Source organism: Streptomyces sp. NPDC090025 (genome assembly GCF_044748125.1).
Classification (GTDB): domain Bacteria; phylum Actinomycetota; class Actinomycetes; order Streptomycetales; family Streptomycetaceae; genus Streptomyces.
In genome coordinates, this window is sequence record NZ_JBIVFL010000001.1 from 288,567 (window position 1) to 307,104 (window position 18,538).

17 protein-coding genes are annotated in these 18,538 nt (G+C 73.3%); 9 read left to right on the forward strand and 8 right to left on the reverse strand.

The window, feature by feature from the left end; all coding sequences use genetic code 11:
- The first annotated feature begins 95 nt into the window (after nucleotides 1–95).
- A complete protein-coding gene (locus ACIPXM_RS01405; RefSeq protein ID WP_401650547.1) occupies nucleotides 96–1,088 on the forward strand; it encodes an aldo/keto reductase in 993 nt (330 codons plus the stop codon).
- A 30-nt stretch (nucleotides 1,089–1,118) separates the two neighbouring features.
- Here the strand turns inward: ACIPXM_RS01405 and ACIPXM_RS01410 are convergent, their stop codons facing one another.
- Nucleotides 1,119–1,706 (reverse strand): Uma2 family endonuclease, encoded by a 588-nt coding sequence (locus ACIPXM_RS01410; protein WP_401650549.1) that lies wholly within the window; start codon nucleotides 1,704–1,706, stop codon nucleotides 1,119–1,121.
- Between the two features lie 123 nt (nucleotides 1,707–1,829).
- Nucleotides 1,830–2,513 (reverse strand): GDSL-type esterase/lipase family protein, encoded by a 684-nt coding sequence (locus tag ACIPXM_RS01415; protein ID WP_401650552.1) that lies wholly within the window; start codon nucleotides 2,511–2,513, stop codon nucleotides 1,830–1,832.
- A 108-nt stretch (nucleotides 2,514–2,621) separates the two neighbouring features.
- Between ACIPXM_RS01415 and ACIPXM_RS01420 the strand changes: the two genes are divergently transcribed.
- The gene (locus ACIPXM_RS01420) at nucleotides 2,622–3,686 is read left to right on the forward strand and encodes a WD40 repeat domain-containing protein (protein ID WP_401650555.1); all 1,065 of its coding nucleotides are present in this window, start codon (nucleotides 2,622–2,624) and stop codon (nucleotides 3,684–3,686) included.
- A 129-nt stretch (nucleotides 3,687–3,815) separates the two neighbouring features.
- On the opposite strand, the gene serC is transcribed toward ACIPXM_RS01420, so the two are convergent.
- Nucleotides 3,816–4,934 carry a phosphoserine transaminase gene (serC, locus tag ACIPXM_RS01425; protein WP_401650558.1) on the reverse strand — a complete coding sequence of 373 codons (1,119 nt, stop codon included), beginning with the start codon at nucleotides 4,932–4,934 and terminating at the stop codon, nucleotides 3,816–3,818.
- A 51-nt stretch (nucleotides 4,935–4,985) separates the two neighbouring features.
- Between serC and ACIPXM_RS01430 the strand changes: the two genes are divergently transcribed.
- A complete protein-coding gene (locus tag ACIPXM_RS01430) occupies nucleotides 4,986–7,901 on the forward strand; it encodes an FAD-binding and (Fe-S)-binding domain-containing protein (protein WP_401650560.1) in 2,916 nt (971 codons plus the stop codon).
- A gap of 296 nt (nucleotides 7,902–8,197) precedes the next feature.
- Here the strand turns inward: ACIPXM_RS01430 and ACIPXM_RS01435 are convergent, their stop codons facing one another.
- Both ACIPXM_RS01435 and ACIPXM_RS01440 read right to left on the reverse strand, forming a co-directional pair.
- On the reverse strand, nucleotides 8,198–9,073 hold the full coding sequence (locus ACIPXM_RS01435) for a hypothetical protein (RefSeq protein ID WP_401650563.1): 876 nt from the start codon (nucleotides 9,071–9,073) through the stop codon (nucleotides 8,198–8,200).
- Between the two features lie 76 nt (nucleotides 9,074–9,149).
- Nucleotides 9,150–9,596 carry an anthrone oxygenase family protein gene (locus ACIPXM_RS01440; RefSeq protein ID WP_401650566.1) on the reverse strand — a complete coding sequence of 149 codons (447 nt, stop codon included), beginning with the start codon at nucleotides 9,594–9,596 and terminating at the stop codon, nucleotides 9,150–9,152.
- A gap of 91 nt (nucleotides 9,597–9,687) precedes the next feature.
- Here ACIPXM_RS01440 and ACIPXM_RS01445 point away from each other — a divergent pair, with 91 nt between their 5' ends.
- The gene (locus ACIPXM_RS01445; RefSeq protein ID WP_401650569.1) at nucleotides 9,688–10,272 is read left to right on the forward strand and encodes a TetR/AcrR family transcriptional regulator; all 585 of its coding nucleotides are present in this window, start codon (nucleotides 9,688–9,690) and stop codon (nucleotides 10,270–10,272) included.
- Between the two features lie 122 nt (nucleotides 10,273–10,394).
- Here the strand turns inward: ACIPXM_RS01445 and ACIPXM_RS01450 are convergent, their stop codons facing one another.
- Nucleotides 10,395–11,294, reverse strand: coding sequence for a LysR family transcriptional regulator (locus ACIPXM_RS01450; protein ID WP_401650572.1), 900 nt, complete (start codon nucleotides 11,292–11,294; stop codon nucleotides 10,395–10,397).
- 127 nt (nucleotides 11,295–11,421) lie between these two features.
- Between ACIPXM_RS01450 and ACIPXM_RS01455 the strand changes: the two genes are divergently transcribed.
- Entirely contained in the window at nucleotides 11,422–12,426 is a 1,005-nt protein-coding gene (locus ACIPXM_RS01455) for an EamA family transporter (protein ID WP_401650575.1), read from the forward strand.
- A 47-nt stretch (nucleotides 12,427–12,473) separates the two neighbouring features.
- Here the strand turns inward: ACIPXM_RS01455 and ACIPXM_RS01460 are convergent, their stop codons facing one another.
- Together ACIPXM_RS01460 and ACIPXM_RS01465 are read right to left on the reverse strand one after the other, a co-directional pair.
- Nucleotides 12,474–12,902, reverse strand: coding sequence for a DUF6086 family protein (locus tag ACIPXM_RS01460; protein WP_401650578.1), 429 nt, complete (start codon nucleotides 12,900–12,902; stop codon nucleotides 12,474–12,476).
- A gap of 194 nt (nucleotides 12,903–13,096) precedes the next feature.
- Entirely contained in the window at nucleotides 13,097–13,537 is a 441-nt protein-coding gene (locus tag ACIPXM_RS01465) for a MarR family winged helix-turn-helix transcriptional regulator (RefSeq protein ID WP_401650581.1), read from the reverse strand.
- Between the two features lie 104 nt (nucleotides 13,538–13,641).
- On the opposite strand from ACIPXM_RS01465, the gene ACIPXM_RS01470 reads away from it, so the two are divergent.
- The 4 genes from ACIPXM_RS01470 to ACIPXM_RS01485 all read left to right on the forward strand — a co-directional run bounded on the left by ACIPXM_RS01470 (nucleotide 13,642) and on the right by ACIPXM_RS01485 (nucleotide 18,452).
- Nucleotides 13,642–14,016 (forward strand): cupin domain-containing protein, encoded by a 375-nt coding sequence (locus tag ACIPXM_RS01470; protein WP_401650584.1) that lies wholly within the window; start codon nucleotides 13,642–13,644, stop codon nucleotides 14,014–14,016.
- A gap of 194 nt (nucleotides 14,017–14,210) precedes the next feature.
- Nucleotides 14,211–15,062, forward strand: coding sequence for a TIGR03084 family metal-binding protein (locus tag ACIPXM_RS01475; RefSeq protein WP_401650588.1), 852 nt, complete (start codon nucleotides 14,211–14,213; stop codon nucleotides 15,060–15,062).
- A 50-nt stretch (nucleotides 15,063–15,112) separates the two neighbouring features.
- A complete protein-coding gene (locus ACIPXM_RS01480) occupies nucleotides 15,113–16,777 on the forward strand; it encodes an acyclic terpene utilization AtuA family protein (RefSeq protein ID WP_401652429.1) in 1,665 nt (554 codons plus the stop codon).
- A gap of 67 nt (nucleotides 16,778–16,844) precedes the next feature.
- A complete protein-coding gene (locus ACIPXM_RS01485; RefSeq protein ID WP_401650591.1) occupies nucleotides 16,845–18,452 on the forward strand; it encodes an acyl-CoA carboxylase subunit beta in 1,608 nt (535 codons plus the stop codon).
- The last annotated feature ends 86 nt before the right edge of the window (nucleotides 18,453–18,538 follow it).

The following is an 18,538-nucleotide window of genomic DNA, read 5'->3' on the forward strand; positions in this document are numbered from 1 at the left end:
GACGCGATGATGCCGCGTACCTGAGGACCCGAATCCGTGGTGCCGGTGCCGGGGCTCTTGCCTTGAGTGGACTCCAGGCAGTTGGCTAAAGATCCATGGAGTACACACAGCTCGGACGCACGGGTCTCACGGTCAGCCGCCTCGTCCTCGGCACGATGAACTTCGGTCCGCAGACGGACGAACCGACCAGTCACGCGATCATGGACGCGGCGCTCGACGCGGGCGTCAACTTCTTCGACACGGCGAACACGTACGGCCAGACGGCGGGCAAGGGCCGCACCGAGGAGATCGTCGGCTCCTGGTTCGCGAAGGATCCGGCCAACCGGGACAAGGTGGTCCTGGCCACCAAGGTGTACGGCAACATGGCCGAGGGCCCTGGACCGGCCTGGCCCAACCACGACCGGCTGTCGGCCGTGAACATCCGGCGGGCGGTGGAGGCGAGCCTCAAGCGCCTCGGCACGGACCGGATCGACCTCTACCAGTTCCATCACATCGACCGCAGGACGCCGTTCGACGAGCTGTGGCAGGCCGTCGACGTGCTGATCCAGCAGGGCAAGATCCTGTACGCGGGTTCGTCGAACTTCCCCGGCTTCAAGATCGCCCAGGCGAACGAGATCGCGGCCGGGCGCGGGATGGTCGGCCTGGTCAGCGAGCAGTGCCACTACAACCTCTACGAGCGGCGGGCCGAGCTGGAGGTGATCCCGGCGTCGATCGAGTACGGCCTCGGCGTGATCCCGTGGTCGCCGCTGGCGGGCGGACTGCTCGGCGGGGTGCTCCGCAAGGAGGTCAAGGGCGGCCGCCGCGAGGGCGGCCGGGCGGCCGAGCGGCTCACCGACCCGGCGGAGCGGGCGCGCTTCCAGGCGTACGAGGACCTGCTCGACAAGCACGGCGTCGACCCGGGCGAGACGGCCCTGGCCTGGCTCCTCACCCGCCCCGGCATCACCGGCCCGATCATCGGCCCCCGCACCCAGGACCAACTGGACAGCGCCCTGCGCGCCCTGGAACTGAAGCTCCCGGACGAGCTCCTCACCGCCCTCGACGACATCTTCCCGGGCCCGGGCCCGGCCCCGGAGGCGTTCGCCTGGTGAGTTGCGGTCGGGCCGGTCGGGCCAGCGGCGTCAGTCGCGGGGGAAGTCGTCCGTCGCCAGGACCATGTCGAGCGGTGTCTTGGTCAGGTCCAGCTCGGTGCCGAACGGGATCCGGAGCTCCTCGGTGTACTCGCCGTCCTCGGGCTTCGTGTGCGCGATGCACCGGCCGGTGTAGGGGTCGACGATGAGGTAGACGGGGACACCGGCGACGGCATAGGCGGTCTTCTTGGGGCCGTAGTCGTTCATGCCGGTGCCCTTGGAGATGACCTCGGCGACGAACTGGACGTCCTCGTAGTTCCAGCGGCCCTTGTCGTTCTTCTCGGCGTCGTCCCGGATCAGGGCGACGTCGGGGCAGAACGCGTTGCGTTCGCCGGGGAAGTCGATCCGTACGTCCGACTTCACCTTGGCGTGCCTGCCGAACCGGTCCTCCAGCGCGCGGACGACCGCACGGATGATGTCCCAATGTGAATCCCGCTGCGGCACCATGAAGACGACCCCTCCGACGACTTCGATCCTGTGTCCTTCGGGGGCGGTCTCAAGCCAGTCGAACAGCTCGTCCAAGGGCAGTTCGCGGTTGCTCATGGCCAGCTCGATCCTGTCGTCCGCTACGACGGTCACCGTGGCGCTCCTCCCCGCTGCCGCGCGTTCGCGAGCAGCCGCCGTCTCCAACGATAGCCAGGGGAACCACGGCACGCGGGTGGCGACAACTCGCCGCCTCGGCGGTCCGCTGCCCCCCACCCCTCACACCCCGCCGTACCGCCCGCCCAGACCCCACGCCTGGTGCATCGCGTCCGCGAAGGCCGACGCCAGTTTGTGTTCGCCGGTCGGGCCGGGGTGGGTGCCGTCGTAGGTGTCGGTGGCGAGGGTGTACGACTCCGGGATCGAGGCCAGGAGGAGGGGCGAGGCGGCGGTGTCGAGGTCGGCGACCGTCTTCGCGAGGAGGTCGTTGAAGCGGGCGCACTCGGCCGCGAACGGCGGCTCGTCCTCGGCGCGGACGTTCGGGATCACCGGCAGCAGGACCGCCCGGACGTGCGGGTCGGCGGCCCTGGCCGCGGTGAGGAAGGCCCGGACGTTCGCGGCGGTCTGGTCGCTGTTGGTGTAGAAACCCAGGTCGATCAGACCGAGCGAGACGAGCAGCACCTGCGCGCCGCTCTCCCGCACCGCCCCGCCGATCAGCGGCGCCATGTGCAGCCAGCCCTCGCCCCAGCCCGCCAGATGGCGGCGCGCCGCCGCCGGGAACGCCGGGTCGGCGTACGCGTCGGAGGTCGGGGCGTCGCCGGACGGCTCGTACAGCGTGCTGCGCGGGCCGACGATCTCGTACCCGCCGGGCAGCACCGTCTCCAGGTGCTGCCACATCCGATAACGCCAGGTGAAGTCGCCGGCGCGTCCGATGGTCATACTGTCGCCGACGAACAGAAAACGCATGGTCGACATCATCACCGACGACCGTCCGGACCGGACGGGCCGGGGGCGTGATCCCGGACACCCGGGCGCGCCGGGGCGTTCCGGCCGGGCCATGGCAGGCTGGAGGGCATGCGACCTGCCGCTCCGTACGCCCGAGCCCGTGCCCGTGCCCTCGGGGCCGCCGCCCTCCTGTCGGCCGTGGGCCTCGGCCTCGGCCCGGTTCTCGGCCTGGCCGCCGCCCCGGCCGCCCACGCGGCCCCCGCCGCCGGGGCCGCCGACCAGGACTTCACCCTCCAGGACCCCCGGATCACCGAATCCAGCGGCCTCGCGGCGAGCCGCGCCCACCCCGGCATCTACTGGACGCACAACGACCAGGACGCGCCCCTGATCTACGGCGTCGACTCCCGTACCGGAAAGACCGTCGCCACCCTCACCATGAAGGGCGTCGGCACCCCCCGTGACATGGAGGCGATCTCCGTCGGCCCCGACGGCGCCATCTACGTCGGCGACATCGGCGACAACCTCGACGGCTCCTGGAACCACGTCTGGATCTACCGCTTCCCCGAGCCCAGGGAACTGCGCGACCAGACCGTGCGCGCCACCCAGTTCGACGTGAAGTACGCGGACGGCGCCCGCAACGCCGAGGCGCTGATGGTCCATCCGAAGACCGGCCGCGTCTACATCGCCAGCAAGAAGGAGGACGGCGGCGGCCTCTATGAAGGCCCCGCCCGGCTCTCCACCTCCGGCACCAACGTCTTCCGGCGGGTCGGCGAGGTGCCCTGGGTCACCGACGGCGCCTTCTCGCCGGACGGCCGACGGCTGGTGCTGCGCGGCTACTTCACGGCCAAGGAGTACGCCTGGAAGGACGGCCGCATCGCCGACGACGGCACCTCCGTCGGCGCCCCCTTCCAGGGGCAGGCCGAATCGGTCACGTACACGCCCGACGGCTCGGCCTTCATGTTCGGCTCCGAGGGCAGCCACAGCCGGGTCGTCCGCGTCGACCGGCCGGGCGCGGCCGGCGGTTCCTCCGGCACGTCGGACGGCACCTCGAAGGCCCCGGGCGCGACCGCCTCCGGCGGCGGGCAGACCTCCGGTGACGGCGCGGACCAGGGGAACTTCACCGTCGGCGTGCTGGTGCTCGGCGGCGCCACGCTGCTCGTCGTCGGCCTGCGGCGCCTCGTGCGACGGAAGTGAGACCGCGCTCCTGAGATCCGGGACGCGCGAGAGCCCGGCACGGGCGGGGCGCCCGTGCCGGGCTCTTCGCGTTCGTCTTCGCGTTCGTCTTCGCGTATGTCTTCGCGTACGTACGGGTGGAGCCGCGGGTTACAGCTGGCCGATGACGTGGTCGATGCAGGCCGTCAGCGCCCGCACGTCCGCCGGGTCGACCGCCGGGAACATCGCGATCCGCAGCTGGTTGCGGCCCAGCTTGCGGTACGGCTCGGTGTCCACGATCCCGTTGGCGCGCAGCACCTTCGCCACCGCCGCCGCGTCGATCTCGTCCGCGAAGTCGATCGTGCCGATGACCTGCGAACGCTTCGCCGGGTCCGTCACGAACGGGGTCGCGTACTTGGACTCCTCGGCCCAGCCGTACAGCGCGTCCGACGACTCCTTCGTCCGGGCCACCGCCCAGTCGAGACCGCCCTGGCCGTTGATCCACTTCAGCTGCTCGTTCAGCAGGAAGAGGGTCGAGAGCGCCGGGGTGTTGTACGTCTGGTTCTTCAGCGAGTTGTCGATCGCCGTCGGCAGGCTGAAGAACTCCGGGATGTGCCGGCCCGACGCGTGCACGCGCTGCGCCCGCTCCAGGGCGGCCGGCGAGAACGCCGCCAGCCACAGGCCGCCGTCGGCGGCGAAGGACTTCTGGGGCGCGAAGTAGTAGACGTCGGTCTCACTGATGTCGACCGGCAGACCGCCCGCGCCCGAGGTCGCGTCGACCAGGACGAGCGCGCCCTCGTCGGCGCCCGCGACGCGCTTCAGCGGCGCGGCGACACCCGTCGAGGTCTCGTTGTGGGTGTACGCGTAGACGTCGACGCCCGCCTCGGCCACCGGCTCCGGGTGGGTGCCCGGGTCGGCGGAGATCACGGTCGGCTCGGCCAGCCACGGGGCCAGCTTCGCGGCCTTCGCGAACTTGGAGGAGAACTCGCCGAAGGTGAGGTGCTGCGACGTGTTCTCGATCAGACCGTGGGTCGCGATGTCCCAGAAGGCGGTCGAACCGCCGTTGCCCAGGATCACCTCGTAGCCCTCGGGCAGCGAGAAGAGGTCACGGATCCCGGCACGCACCTCGCCGACCAGGTTCTTGACCGGAGCCTGGCGGTGGGAGGTACCGAGGAGCGACGTACCGGTGGCGGCCAGGGCGTCCAGCGCCTCCGTACGCACCTTGGAGGGGCCCGCGCCGAAACGGCCATCGGCGGGCTTCATGTCAGCGGGAATCTGGATATCGGCCACGAGGCGGAGCGTATCGGGTCGGGCGGACGGGTGAAGAAGCATGTCCGCCGGATGAGACGAAGGCTGAGACACTGTGTAGTCGTGGGATCACACGAGCAGGTGGGTGGAAGCGGCTCCGGCGGGGGCCTGGGTGCGGGTGACCGGGGTCGGGGTCGGGGGCGGGGCGGTCCGGGTGGCGGGTCCGGCGGGCCGGTGCGGGAGCCGCAGGAGCTGCGGGAGCTGCGGGCCGCGCTCGGGCGCGAGATCGCCGGGGACGTCGACTTCTCCGTCACCGCCCGCGCCCTCACCACCATGGACGCCTCCAACTACCGCCGGGTCCCGCTCGGCGTCGTCGCCCCCCGGGACGCCGACGATGTGGCCGCCGCGCTCGCCGTCTGCCGTACGTACGGGGTCCCCGTCGTCGCCCGGGGCGGCGGCACGTCCATCGGCGGCCAGGCCACCGGCACCGGCGTCGTGCTCGACCTCACCCGCCACCTGAACCGGCTCGTCACGCTCGACCCGGCCGCCCGGGAGGCCGTCGTCCAGCCCGGGCTCGTCCTCGACCGGCTGCGGGAGGCGGCCCGCCCGTACGGACTCACCTTCGGCCCCGACCCGTCCACCCACAGCCGCTGCACCCTCGGCGGCATGATCGGCAACAACGCGTGCGGCGCGCACTCGGTCGCCTGGGGCACCACCGCCGACAATGTGCGGGAGTTGGCCGTCGAAACCTACGACGGGCGGCGGCTGCGGGCCGGGCAGGACTGGCGGGGTGCCCCGGCCGGACTGCGCGAACTGGTCGAGGGACGGCTCGCGTTGCTCCGTACCGGCTACCCGGCCGGGCTGCCCCGCCGGATCTCCGGCTACGCGCTCGACGCGCTGCTGCCCGAGCGGGGCGCGGACGTGGCCCGCTCGCTGTGCGGCAGCGAGGGCACGCTCGGGGTGGTGACCGAGGCGACGGTACGGCTGGTGCCGCTGCCCGCCGAGCCGGTGCTCGTCGTGCTCGGCTATCCGGACGAGAGTGCGGCGGCGGACGCGGCGGCGGGCCTGTTGCCGTACCGGCCGCTGACGGTCGAGGGGATGGCCGCCGATCTGGTGCCCCAGAGCGCGGCGGCGGGGCTGCCGCGCGGCGGCGCCTGGCTGTTCGTCGAGGTCGACGGGGCGGGTGCGGGGCGGGAGCTGGCGGGCGCCGCCGACGCGCTGGACGTGGTGGTCGTCACGGACGGCGCGGCGCGGCGGGCGCTGTGGCGGATCCGGGAGGACGCGGCGGGCACGGCGACCCGGCTGCCGGGCGGCGGCGACGCCTGGCCCGGCTGGGAGGACTGCGCGGTGCCGCCCGCCCGACTCGGCGCGTATCTGCGGGAGTTCAGGGCGCTGCTCGCCGCGCACGGGCTGCGGGGGATCCCGTACGGACACTTCGGTGACGGGTGCGTGCATGTGCGGATCGACTTCGATCTGTGGACGGGCGGTGGGGTGCGGCGGTTCCGGGAGTTCTCGGAGGCGGTGGCGGACCTGGTGGTGGCGCACGGGGGTTCGCTGTCCGGTGAGCACGGGGACGGGAAGGCGCGGGCGGAGCTGCTGCCGAAGATGTACGGGGCGGCGCTTGTCGGACTGTTCGGCGAGGTGAAGGACCTGTGGGATCCGGAGGGCGGGCTGAATCCGGGGATGCTGGTGCGGCCGGAGCCGTTGGATTCGGGGTTGCGGTTCGCGGGGTTGCGGGGGGCGGGCCTGCGAGGGGCGGAGCTGCCGGTGGTCGGGCTCGGCGCGGAGGCGGCTCGGTGCGTGGGGGTGGCCAAGTGCCGCGTCTCGGGGGGAGGTTCGCCGGGCCCGGGGTCGGACGTGATGTGTCCGTCGTTCCGGGTCACGGGGGAGGAGCGGCACTCCACGCGGGGGCGGGCGCGGCTGCTGCACGAGATGGCGCTCGGCGAGGTGGTCACGGACGGGATCCGGTCGGTCGAGGTGCGGGACGCGCTCGATCTGTGTCTGTCCTGCAAGGGGTGCCGGAGCGACTGCCCGGTGGGCGTCGACATGGCCGCGTACAAGGCGCGGTTCCTGGCCGGTCACTACGGGGGCGTACGGGCGTGGCGGCGGCCTCGGTCGCACTGGACGATGGGTGGTCTGCCGCGGCTGCTCGACCGGTTCGGGGCGGGTCTGAACCTGGCGATGGGGCTGCCGTTCGCGGCGCGGCTGGCCGGGGTGACGGGGGAGCGGGCGCTGCCGCGGGTCGCCGAGCGTTCGTTCGTGTCGCTGTTCGCGGAGCGGGCCTCGGGCCGGCCGCCGGTGCTGACGTTGTGGCCGGACACCTTCACCGATCATCTGGCGCCGGAGGTGGGGGTGGCGGCGCTGCGGGTGTTCGAGGCGGCGGGGCTGGGGGTGGCGTTGCCGCCGGGGCGGGTGTGCTGTGGGTTGACGTATGTGTCGACGGGGCGGTTGGGGGCGGCGCGGCGGGTGATGCGGCGGACGCTGGATGTGTTGGAGGGTTCCGGGGGCGGTCCTGTGGTGGTGCTTGAGCCGTCGTGCGCGGCGGCGCTGCGTTCGGACCTGCCGGAGCTGCTGCCGGACGACCCGCGAGCGGCGCGGCTCGCGGGGCGGGTGCGGTCGTTCGCGGAGGCGCTGGAGGAGCTGGCGCCGGAGTGGGTGCCGCCCCGGGTGGACCGGGAGGTGGTCGGGCAGACCCACTGCCACCAGCACGCGGTGGGTGGTGACGCGGCGGACCGGCGGTTGCGGGAACGGGTGGGGCTGCGGGGGGAGTTGGCGGGCGGGTGCTGCGGCCTCGCGGGCAACTTCGGCTTCGAGCCGGGGCACTACGAGGTGTCGGTGGCGTGCGCGGAGGAGCGGCTGCTGCCTGCGGTGCGGGCGGCGGGGCCGCAGGCGGTGGTGCTGGCGGACGGGTTCTCGTGCCGTACACAGCTGGGGCATCTGGCGGCGGAGCGGCATCCGGCGCGGCATGTGGTGGAGGTGCTGGCGGAGGCGTTGGATTTGGACGGGTAGGGGGGCGGTGCGGGTGCGGGTGCGGGTGCGTGATGCGTGGGGGGGGGGGGGGGGGGGGGGGGGGGGGGGGGGGGGGGGGGGGGGGGGGGGGGGGGGGGGGCGGGGGGGGGGGGGGGGGGGGGCGGGGGGGCGGGGCCGGGGGGGGGGTCCGGGACTGCATGATTTACGGCGCGGGGCCCGGTCCTGATGAGTTCGGGTCCTTGTTCCCGCGCCACAAATCACGCTTTACGTCCCGGACCCACCCCCCTGCACGACCCCCGCTCCCGCGCGATTCGCGGCGGGCGGGCCGGTGGGGCTCAGGCGTCCGGGAACAGTTCGGCGATGTCCGTCGCCACGGACGCGCGGGCCAGCCAGCCGGTCAGCTCGTCAGGGTCGTCGGAGTCCGAGATCCGCCGCGCGGTCTCCTCGGGCACGACCACCCCACGCGCGGCCAGCACCCGCAGCACGGCATCGGCGAGGCCCTCCGCCTTGCCCTTGAGGTACGTCTCCTCGACGAGTGTGCCCCGGCCGGGGAAGTAGCTGCCGACAGCCATGAGTTTCCTCCAGATGTCCCTGGCCGGGGTGTCGCCCAGGCCGATCTCCAAGAATTCCGAGTAGTACGAGGCGGATTCCCCGCCGGCCGTGCCCAGCGCTGTCGCCAGGGCTTCCAGTATGGCCGGGGCCTCCGGGTGGGTGCCATGCGTCACGGCGGAGAACGCCGCCATCGCGAGATTGCGCGCGGCCTCGGCGGGATCGGTGATGAGGGGGACGTTGCCGGGCCCGAGGACGAGGGGGTGGACGCTGATCGAGGTCCAGTCCCCGTAGCCGCTGCGGAACGGACCGGCGGCCCAGCGTGCCGTGGCCTGGTCCTGACAGACCACGAGGAGGAGCACCGGGAGCCGGTGCTTGGCGCCGAGGTAGCCCAGGTAGTACGTCCAGCTCGACGCCTTGTCCGGATCGCGGCGGCCCTGCGCCTCGATCGCGAGGAGGAAGCCGTCGCCGTCGGGTGGCTCGACACGGAGGACGCTGTCGACACGGCGCTCCAGCGGCTTGATCTCGGTGGTGTCGGGGGTGAGGACGTCGATCGCCGCCCGCGCGGGCAGCGGCACACCGAGGATCTGGAAGACGGGTGCCAGCAGTTCCGGGCGCTCCTGGAAGATCCGATGTGACGCTTCATGGGATGAAGTGACCATGCGGCGAAGCTAGGGCGCAGTTGCCGCTTGGGTGATGCCCTTGGCATATGCCCACCCGTACGGGTGATGCCCGCCCTCAGGCGAGCGCCGTCACCAGCAGCGTGAACGCGGCGACGATCACCGCGACCCGCCCGTAGTGGTAGCGGTCCCAGCGGTTCATCTGCTCCTTCCAGTCCGCGGGGCGGGTCTCGGGGGTCCAGGTCTTGCCGCGGTTGTTGATCGGGACGAGCAGCAGGACCGACATCAGCACGCTGACGATCAGCAGCGCGGCGGCGATGACGACGAGACCGGTGCCGGGGAGGTGCCATCCGGCGACCGCCCAGCCGGCGGCGAGGACGAGGGAGCCGATGTACCAGAACGGCATCAGGGCGCCGAGCAGCCGGCCGCCGTGGGCGCGGGCCATCTGGTCGCTGTCCTCGGGGAGCGCGCCGAAGATCCGGTTCATGACGAAGGCGACGGAGAACTCCACCCCCACCATCAAGCCGACGGTCACGGTGGTGACGACCTGAAGTGCGTTGAGCATGACGGCTCCTCCTGTTTTCTAGCGTTGCTAGCTGACGAAGCAACGCTAGTACTGCTGCCGCTCGGTTGTCTAGCGGTGCTAGCATCGAAAGATGTCGGTACAGGAACGCAAGGAGCGCGAGCGGGCCGGCCGTGAGCGGCTGATCGTCGCGACGGCCCGTGAACTCGCCGAGCTGCAGGGCTGGGACGCCGTCACCACCCGCCGCCTCGCCGAGCGCATCGAATACAGCCAGCCCGTCCTCTACAGCCACTTCCGCGGCAAGCGCGAGATCATCGGGGCCGTCGCCCTCGAAGGCGCCGCCGAGATGGCCGTGGCGCTGCGCGCCGCCACCGCCTCCGCCGCCGCGGACGGGGCCCGCGCGCGGGTCCTCGGACTCGCCCGCGCCTATCTCGACTTCGCCGAACGCAATCCCGCGGTCTACGACGCCATGTTCCGGCTCGACGGCGGCCTCGCCTTCGCGGCGGAAGACACCCCGGAGCCACTGAAGGACGCCTTCGCCGCGCTCCTCGAATGCCTCGGTGAGGTCGCCGGGGAAGGTGTTCACCCGGGGCTGTTCACCGAGGTGTTCTGGGCCGCGCTGCACGGCCTCGCGACCCTGACCCGGGAGGGCAGGCTGCCCGCGCCGGAGGCCGGGCTGCGGGTGGAGCTGGTGGTGGACCGGCTCGCCGTGCTCTGACGGGGCTGTGCTGCCGCCGGGCCGCCGGGCCGCCGGGCTGTCGGGCCGCCGGGCTGTCGGACTGCGGGGCTGTCGGACTGCGGTGTCGCGGCGTTGTGGCGGGCGGGCGCGGGCGCGCGCTCTCAGGACTCCCGTACGATCGCCCGCGCCACCTCCCCCAGCGCCCCCGTCGCCGGATGCCGCGCCCCCTCCCGCCACGCCAGCAGCACCGGCAGTGGCGGGGCGTCGCGGAGGGGGAGGTAGGTGACGCCCGGGTGGGGGTGGAGGGTGGCCGTGGAGGCGGAGGAGACGCCGATGCCGCGGCCCGCCGCGATCGCCGCCAGCCAGTCGTCGGTGTTGGCGACCGTCAGGGTGGTGCGGGGGCGGGTGGGGGAAGGCCAGAGGGCGAGGGTGGTCGTGCCCGAGACCGCGTTGAGGACCGCCGTGCGGTCGGCCAGGTCGGCGAGGGTGAGCGAGGCGCGTTCGGCGAGCGGGCTGTCGGCCGGGACCGCCGCCACGCGGGGCTCCGTGAGCAGCGGTTCCGTCGCGACCCCCGGCAGGTCCACGGGCCCGCGCAGCAGCGCCGCGTCGACCTCGCCGCGCAGCAGCCCGGCGGTCCGGTCGTCGATCCGCAGGAGTTCGAGCGGCGTCTCCGGGTGCTCCCGCTGCCAGCGGCGCAGGAGGGGAGTCGTGTACGGGCCGAAGGCCGACCAGGCGTGGCCGAGCCGGAGCGGGCGCGTGGCGAGCGGGGCCGGGTCGACCGCCGCGTCGAAGGCGGCGACGGCCGTGGTCGCCCGGTCGCGGAAGGTCCTGCCCTCCGGGGTCAGCGCGAGGTGGTGGGTGGTGCGGTCCACGAGCCGTACTCCGAGGTGTTTCTCCAGCGCGGCCAGGGTGCGGGACACCGCGGGCTGGGTGAGGTGGAGCCGGGCGGCGGCCCGGGTCAGGTTGCCCTCGTCGGCGATCGCGAGGAAACAGCGCAGATGACGCAGCTCGATCTGGGTGCGGCTCATGCGTGCGGAGCATAACCGCAGCCCAATCGGCATTTCCGGTGCCGCGCGGGGCCCCGTAGCGTGAAAAAGGGGGTTGGAACACCCCCCTCCGGTCCACTACCGTGGACCATGGGGTCCACTGGAGTGGACCTCGGGCCCGAGTACTGCAAGGAGCGCGCCGGTGGAAAGCCCGGTCAAGGACCTCACCACCGCCCCCGCGCGGACCGCCTCACCGGACGCTTCGGCCGCCGGGGCGGCGACCCGACCCGCGGCGGCGCCCGCGGGCAGCCCCGCGGCCGCTTCCGCGGCGAAGTCCGGCGCCGGGCACCGCCTCGGGCCCGTCGCCCTCGTCGTCGCCGGTGGCCTCTCCGTACAGTTCGGCTCCGCCGTCGCCGTCCTGCTCATGCCCCGCGCCGGCGCCCTCGGCGTCGTCACGCTGCGGCTCGTGCTCGCCGCCGCCGTGCTGCTGATCGTCTGCCGCCCCAAGGTGCGCGGCTACAGCCGCGCCGACTGGGGCACCGTGCTCGCCTTCGGCGCCGCGATGTCCGGCATGAACATTCTCTTCTACCTCTCCGTCGCCCGGATCCCCCTCGGCGCCGCCGTCACCCTTGAGGTCCTCGGCCCGCTCGCCCTCTCCGTGCTCGCCTCCCGCCGCCTGGTGAACCTGCTCTGGGCGGGCCTCGCCCTCGCCGGGGTCGTCCTGCTCAGCGGCGGCGGCTTCGACCGGCTCGACCCGGCCGGAGCCGGATTCGCGCTCGCCGCGGGCGCCATGTGGGCCACCTACATCGTCTTCAGCGCCCGCACCGGCCGTCGCTTCCCGCAGGCCGACGGGCTCGCGCTCGCCATGGCGGTCGGCGCGGTCATCAGCCTGCCGTTCGGCCTGGTGTCGGCGGGCGACAAGCTGTTCGTGCCGTCCACGATCGGTCTGGGCCTCGCCGTCGCGCTGATGTCCAGCGTCCTGCCGTACACCCTCGAACTCCTCGCCCTGCGCCGCCTGCCCGCCCCCACCTTCGCCATCCTGATGAGTCTGGAACCGGCCATCGCCGCCACCGCGGGCTTCCTCATCCTCCACCAGGCCCTCGGCGTCCTCGACGCGGTCGCCATCGCCCTCGTCATCGCGGCGAGCATGGGCGCGGTCCGCAGTCAGGTCGGCCGCCGTCAGGTCGGCCGCCGCAAGGCGGGCTAGGAAGCGGCCCGACGGGCCGGGTCCCGGCGGGGCGCCTGTCCGGGGCCTCAGGCCGCCATGAAGCGGGCCAGTTCATGTGCCGTGTCCCGAAGGGCGGTGGCCCACGCCTCGTCGGGGACGGCCGGGGCCGGTGGCACCTGGACGTCCCTGCGGACGCCGTCCTCGGCGGAGTCCGCCGTCGGCCAGTCCACCTCGACGCCCGCCCGCTCCGCCAGGACGAGGACCGTGGCGACGAAGCCCTCGGACAGCGCGTTCATGACGGCGTGCGTCGTCGTCCGGTGCCACGCGATCAGGGCGTCGACGAACTCCTTGAACGCGACCGGGTCGATCCGGCACTCGTCGTTCTCCATGGGGCCGATGCCGGACGGCAGCCCCAGTTCGGCCTGGTAGACGCCCAGTTGGGCGAGGAACAGCCGGGAGGCCCCGTTCGACGGGTTCCACAGGGTCCGGTCACCCATGTCGTAGTACTGGCTCAATGTGCCCTCTTCCCTGTCGGCCCCTGCCGACCCCTGCCGGGTTCCCGTCGGCCGTACGGCCCGGTCGTGCGGGCCCGGGCGTACGGCCCGGCGGCGTGAGCACGCGACGTTACGGCCGTCCGGCTCGCCACGGAAAGCGAGTTAATGCCGGGGTGAGTCCTTGACCCGTGGGCCGTGGGCCGTGGGCCGTCGGCTCACCAGGCGGGGCGGATCGGCCCCGGCGGGGCGAGGCGGGTCAGGTCGGCGACGAGTTCGCCGAAGCGCGCCTCGCCCAGGGCCTCCCGCCACGGCGCGACGGCGGCCCTGGCCGCCTGGTCGGCGGCGCGGGTGGCGGCCCAGCCGGTCTCCGTCAGCGCGAGGAGGCGGGCGCGGGCGTCGTGCGGGTGCGGATGCCGCTCCACATAGCCCTTGCGGACCAGTTCCTCGACCAGCTGGGCGGCGGCCTGCTTGGTCACGCCCAGGTGCCCGGCCAGGTCGGCCGTGGTGGCGCCGCCCGCCGAGATGCGGGCGAAGGCGAAGCCGTGCGCGGGGCGCAGGTCGTCGAATCCCTGCTGTGCCACCTGGGTGTGGATCTCCTGCACCAGCTGTCCGGAGAGGGCCAGCACGAGGGTGGAGAAAACCAGGGCATCGTCCATGGCCTTGACTATAACTCGTCAATCCGCTTGTCTATCTGGACAAGGAGCTTGTCTAGATCGAGAGATCGAGAGAAGTGAGAGAGAAGTGAGAGAGGGGTCGGCGCATGCCGTTCATCCGCAATGACGAGGCCGTCGTGCACGAGATCCACGGTGGCCGTTTCTTCTCCTACGTCCGCCCGGCCACCGGCAGCCGGGACCTCGCCGCCTGGCGCGTCGAGATCCCGGCCGGCATGGTCGGGCCGACCCACACGATCAGCGAGGAGGAGACCTTCTGTGTCCTCTCCGGCCGCCTCCGGCTCACCATCGACGGTGAGAGCGCCGAACTCGGCGTCGGAGACGCGGCCGTGGCCCCCGCGGGCTCCGCGCTCGGGGTCGCCAACACCACCGACCAGCCCGCCCGGATGTGGGTCGCCACCCGCGTCGGGCTGACGGCCGTACTGGCCGACGGCAGCACCGTCACGCCCCCCTGGGCCCAGTAGTAGGGGGGTGCGCGCGTCGGGCCCAGGGGTGGCAGCCACCCCTGGGCCCGACGCGTTCTCCGTCCCCGTCGGGCCGGGTCGGGCCCGCCCCCGCCCGTCCAGAATTCAAAGCAAGCACGCTTGATTGTTTCTCGCCCGGCTGCCATGCTCCTCACGCACGTCCGTGACCCGCCCGTCCCCGAGGGGAGCGCACCGTGTCCGACCCCGCCGGAGTGTTCAGCGACCTGCGTGCCGAGAGCCGTGAAGTCGACCGGCTCGTCGCCGAGTTGAGCGACGCGCGGTGGGCGACGCCCACGCCCGCCGCCGGTTGGACGGTCGCCCATCAGATCGCGCACCTCGCCTGGACCGACGCCGCCGCGCTGCTCGCCGCCACCGACCCCGAGGGCTTCGCCGTCGAGATCGAGAAGGCGCTCACCGCGCCGGACCGGTTCGTCGACGAAGGCGCCGAGGAAGGCGCGGCGCTCGCGCCGGGGGAGCTGCTGCGGCGGTGGCGGGAGGGGCGGGAGCGGTTGTACGAGGTGCTGCGGGCGGCTCCGGCCGGGACCCGGTTCCCCTGGTACGGGCCCGCCATGAGCGCCCCCTCGCTCGCCACCGCGCGGCTGATGGAGACCTGGGCGCACGGCCAGGACGTGGCCGACGCGCTCGGGGTCGTCCGGCCGCCGACCGCGCGGCTGCGGCACGTCGCCTGGATCGGGCTGCGGGCCCGCGACTACGCGTACTTCGTCCGCGGACTGACCCCGCCCGCCGAGCCGTTCCGGGTCGAACTCGTCGCGCCGGACGGCTCGCTCTGGGCGTACGGCCCCGAGGGCGCCGCCCAGACGGTCAGCGGGAGCGCGCTCGACTTCTGCCTCCTGGTGACCCAGCGGAGCCACCTCACCGACACAGCTCTCGTCGCCCACGGCGCCGACGCCGAGCACTGGCTGACCATCGCGCAGGCGTTCGCGGGCCCGGCGGGCCCCGGCCGCGCCCCGAAGGCGGCGGAGGGCGGGACGGCGGAGGGCGAGACGAAACCGGGGGAGACGACACCGGGGGAGGAGACGGCGTGATCCTGCGCATCGGCAATGCCTCCGGCTTCTACGGCGACCGGTTCTCCGCCATGCGCGAGATGCTGGCCGGCGGCCGGGACGGGGACCCGCCGCTCGACGTGCTCACCGGCGACTACCTCGCCGAGCTCACCATGCTCATCCTCGGCCGCGACCTCCTCAAGGACCCTTCCACCGGCTACGCCAAGACCTTCCTGCGGCAGATGGAGCAGGCCCTCGGCCTCGCCCACGAGCGCGGCACCCGGATCGTCGCCAACGCGGGCGGCCTCAACCCCGCCGGGCTCGCCGACGCGCTCCGTACGCTCGCCGACCGGCTCGGCGTCCCCGCCAGGATCGCGCACGTCGAGGGCGACCGGCTGCCCCCGACCGCCGCGGCGGCGGGCGGCGCGCTCGCCGCGAACGCCTACCTCGGCGGCGGCGGCATCGCCGCCTGCCTGGCCGCCGGGGCGGATGTCGTCGTCACCGGCCGGGTCACCGACGCCGCTCTCGTCACCGGGCCCGCGCAGTGGTTCTTCGGCTGGGAGCGGACCGACCCCGACTGGTACGACAAGCTCGCCGGCGCCGTCGTCACCGGCCACGTCCTGGAGTGCGGCACCCAGGCCACCGGCGGCAACTACGCCTTCTTCACCGAGCCCGGGCTCGGCGTGCGCCGCCCCGGCTTCCCGCTCGCCGAACTCGCCGCCGACGGCTCCGCCGTGATCACCAAGCACCCCGGTACGGGCGGCGCCGTCACCACCGGCACCGTCACCGCGCAGCTCCTGTACGAGACGGGCGGCGCCCGCTACGCCGGGCCCGATGTCACCGCCCGGCTCGACTCCGTACGGCTCGGCCAGGACGGGCCCGACCGGGTCCGGATCGCCGGGGTGCGGGGCGAGGCGCCGCCGCCCACGCTGAAGGTCGGCAGGGCCCGGCTCGGCGGCTTCCGCAACGAGGTCGTGTTCGTGCTCACCGGACTCGACATCGAGGCCAAGGCCCGGCTCGTCCAGGACCAGATCGAGGACGCGTTCGCCGACGCCAAGTCCCGCCCGTCCGACGTGCGTTGGGAGCTGGCCAGGACCGACCGGGCGGACGCGGACACCGAGGAGACCGCCAGCGCCCTGCTCCGGCTCGTCGTCCGCGACCCGGACCAGGACGCCGTCGGCCGCGCCCTCACCGGCGCCGCCATCGAACTCGCCCTCGCCAGCTACCCCGGCTTCCACGTCACCGCGCCACCCGGAAAGGGCGCCCCGTACGGGGTGTTCGAGACGGCGTACGTGCCGGCCGGCGAGGTGCCGCACATCGCGGTGCTGCCCGACGGGACCCGCGTCGACGTGCCCGTACCGGACGACTTCCGGGCCCTGGAACCCGTACCGGAACCGGAGTTGCCGCAGCCCCTGCCGCCCGGCGCCGTCCGGCGGGCGCCGCTCGGGCGGATCGCGGGCGCGCGCAGCGGCGACAAGGGCGGGGACGCCAATGTCGGGGTGTGGGTGCGGACCGAGGCGGAGTGGCGCTGGCTCGCGCACACCCTGACCGTCGACAAGGTCCGCGAACTCCTCCCGGAAGTGAGGGAGTTGGAGATCGTGCGGCATGTGCTGCCCGGGCTTCGAGCCCTGAACTTCACGATCACCGGGATCCTCGGCGAGGGAGTCGCCTCGCAGGCCCGTTTCGACCCCCAGGCCAAGGCACTTGGCGAATGGCTGCGCTCGCGGCTGCTCGACGTACCGGAGGAACTCCTGTGACCGCCGCCGCCGACCCGCAAGCCGCCGACCCGGAAGCCACCGTGACCGTCGTACCGGAGGAACTGCTGTGACCGTCCTCGCCTCCGCCCTCGACACCGGCGGACCCGACCACGCGGCCCACCGCGCCGCCATGCTGGACAAGCTCACCGCGCTCGACGCCGAGCACGCCAAGGCCCTCGCGGGCGGCGGCGAGAAGTACCTCGCCCGGCACCGTAAGCGCGGCAAGCTGCTCGCCCGGGAGCGGATCGAGCTGCTCGTCGACCAGGACTCGCCGTTCCTGGAGCTGTCGCCGCTGGCGGCCTGGGGCAGCGACTATCCGGTCGGCGCGTCGATCGTCACCGGGATCGGGGTGGTCGAGGGCGTCGAGTGCCTGATCACCGCCAACGACCCGACCGTGCGCGGCGGCGCGTCGAACCCGTGGACGCTGCGCAAGGCGCTGCGCGCCAACGAGATCGCGTTCGCCAACCGGCTGCCGGTGATCTCGCTGGTCGAGTCCGGCGGTGCCGATCTGCCCTCGCAGAAGGAGATCTTCATCCCGGGCGGTGCGCTGTTCCGCGACCTGACGCGGCTCTCGGCGGCCGGGATCCCGACGATCGCGGTGGTGTTCGGCAACTCGACGGCGGGCGGCGCGTACGTGCCCGGCATGTCCGACCACACGGTGATGATCAAGGAGCGGTCGAAGGTCTTCCTGGGCGGCCCGCCGCTGGTGAAGATGGCGACCGGCGAGGAGAGTGACGACGAGTCGCTGGGCGGTGCCGAGATGCACGCCCGTACCTCGGGGCTCGCCGACCACTACGCGGTGGACGAGGCCGACGCGCTGCGCCAGGCCCGGCGGATCGTCGCCCGGCTCAACCACCGCAAGGCGCACGCCGATCCGTCACCGGACGCCGCCGTCGAGCCGCCGAAGTATCCGGCGGAGGAACTGCTCGGGATCGTGCCGGGCGACCTGAAGACCCCGTTCGACCCGCGTGAGGTGATCGCGCGGCTCGTCGACGGATCCGACTTCGACGAGTTCAAACCGCTGTACGGGCCGAGCCTGGTGACGGGGTGGGCGCGGCTGCACGGCTATCCGGTCGGCATCCTCGCCAACGCGCAGGGCGTGCTGTTCTCGGCCGAGTCGCAGAAGGCGGCGCAGTTCATCCAGCTCGCCAACCAGCGGGACATCCCGCTCCTGTTCCTGCACAACACCACCGGCTACATGGTCGGCAAGGAGTACGAGCAGGGCGGCATCATCAAGCACGGCGCGATGATGATCAACGCGGTGTCGAACTCCCGGGTGCCGCACCTGTCGGTGCTGATGGGCGCGTCGTACGGGGCCGGGCACTACGGCATGTGCGGCCGGGCGTACGACCCGCGCTTCCTCTTCGCCTGGCCGAGCGCCAAGTCGGCCGTCATGGGCCCGCAGCAGCTCGCCGGGGTGCTCTCGATCGTCGCGCGGGCGAGCGCGGCGGCGAAGGGGCAGCCGTACGACGACGAGGCGGACGCGGGGCTGCGCGCGATGGTGGAGGCGCAGATCGAGAGCGAGTCGCTGCCGATGTTCCTGTCCGGGCGGCTCTACGACGACGGGGTGATCGACCCGCGGGACACCCGTACGGTCCTGGGGCTGTGCCTGTCGGCGATCCACACGGCACCGGTCGAGGGCGCGCGCGGCGGCTTCGGCGTCTTCCGCATGTGACCTGCGCACTCGACCTGCGCACTCGACCTGCGCACTCGACCTGCGCACACGACCTGCGCATACGACCTGCGCAGGTGCCCCCCCCG

Bases quoted from the DNA above. Each gene is read 5' to 3' on its own strand.
- ACIPXM_RS01480 (WP_401652429.1), top strand. From the start codon at position 15,113: ATGCGCGAGATGCTGGCCGGCGGCCGGGACGGGGACCCGCCGCTCGAC.
- ACIPXM_RS01415 (WP_401650552.1), bottom strand. From the start codon at position 2,513: ATGCGTTTTCTGTTCGTCGGCGACAGTATGACCATCGGACGCGCCGGC.
- ACIPXM_RS01450 (WP_401650572.1), bottom strand. From the start codon at position 11,294: ATGCCGATTGGGCTGCGGTTATGCTCCGCACGCATGAGCCGCACCCAG.
- ACIPXM_RS01465 (WP_401650581.1), bottom strand. From the start codon at position 13,537: ATGGACGATGCCCTGGTTTTCTCCACCCTCGTGCTGGCCCTCTCCGGA.
- ACIPXM_RS01435 (WP_401650563.1), bottom strand. From the start codon at position 9,073: ATGGTCACTTCATCCCATGAAGCGTCACATCGGATCTTCCAGGAGCGC.
- ACIPXM_RS01420 (WP_401650555.1), top strand. From the start codon at position 2,622: ATGCGACCTGCCGCTCCGTACGCCCGAGCCCGTGCCCGTGCCCTCGGG.
- ACIPXM_RS01470 (WP_401650584.1), top strand. From the start codon at position 13,642: ATGCCGTTCATCCGCAATGACGAGGCCGTCGTGCACGAGATCCACGGT.
- ACIPXM_RS01405 (WP_401650547.1), top strand. From the start codon at position 96: ATGGAGTACACACAGCTCGGACGCACGGGTCTCACGGTCAGCCGCCTC.
- ACIPXM_RS01445 (WP_401650569.1), top strand. From the start codon at position 9,688: ATGTCGGTACAGGAACGCAAGGAGCGCGAGCGGGCCGGCCGTGAGCGG.
- ACIPXM_RS01440 (WP_401650566.1), bottom strand. From the start codon at position 9,596: ATGCTCAACGCACTTCAGGTCGTCACCACCGTGACCGTCGGCTTGATG.
- ACIPXM_RS01430 (WP_401650560.1), top strand. From the start codon at position 4,986: ATGAGACGAAGGCTGAGACACTGTGTAGTCGTGGGATCACACGAGCAG.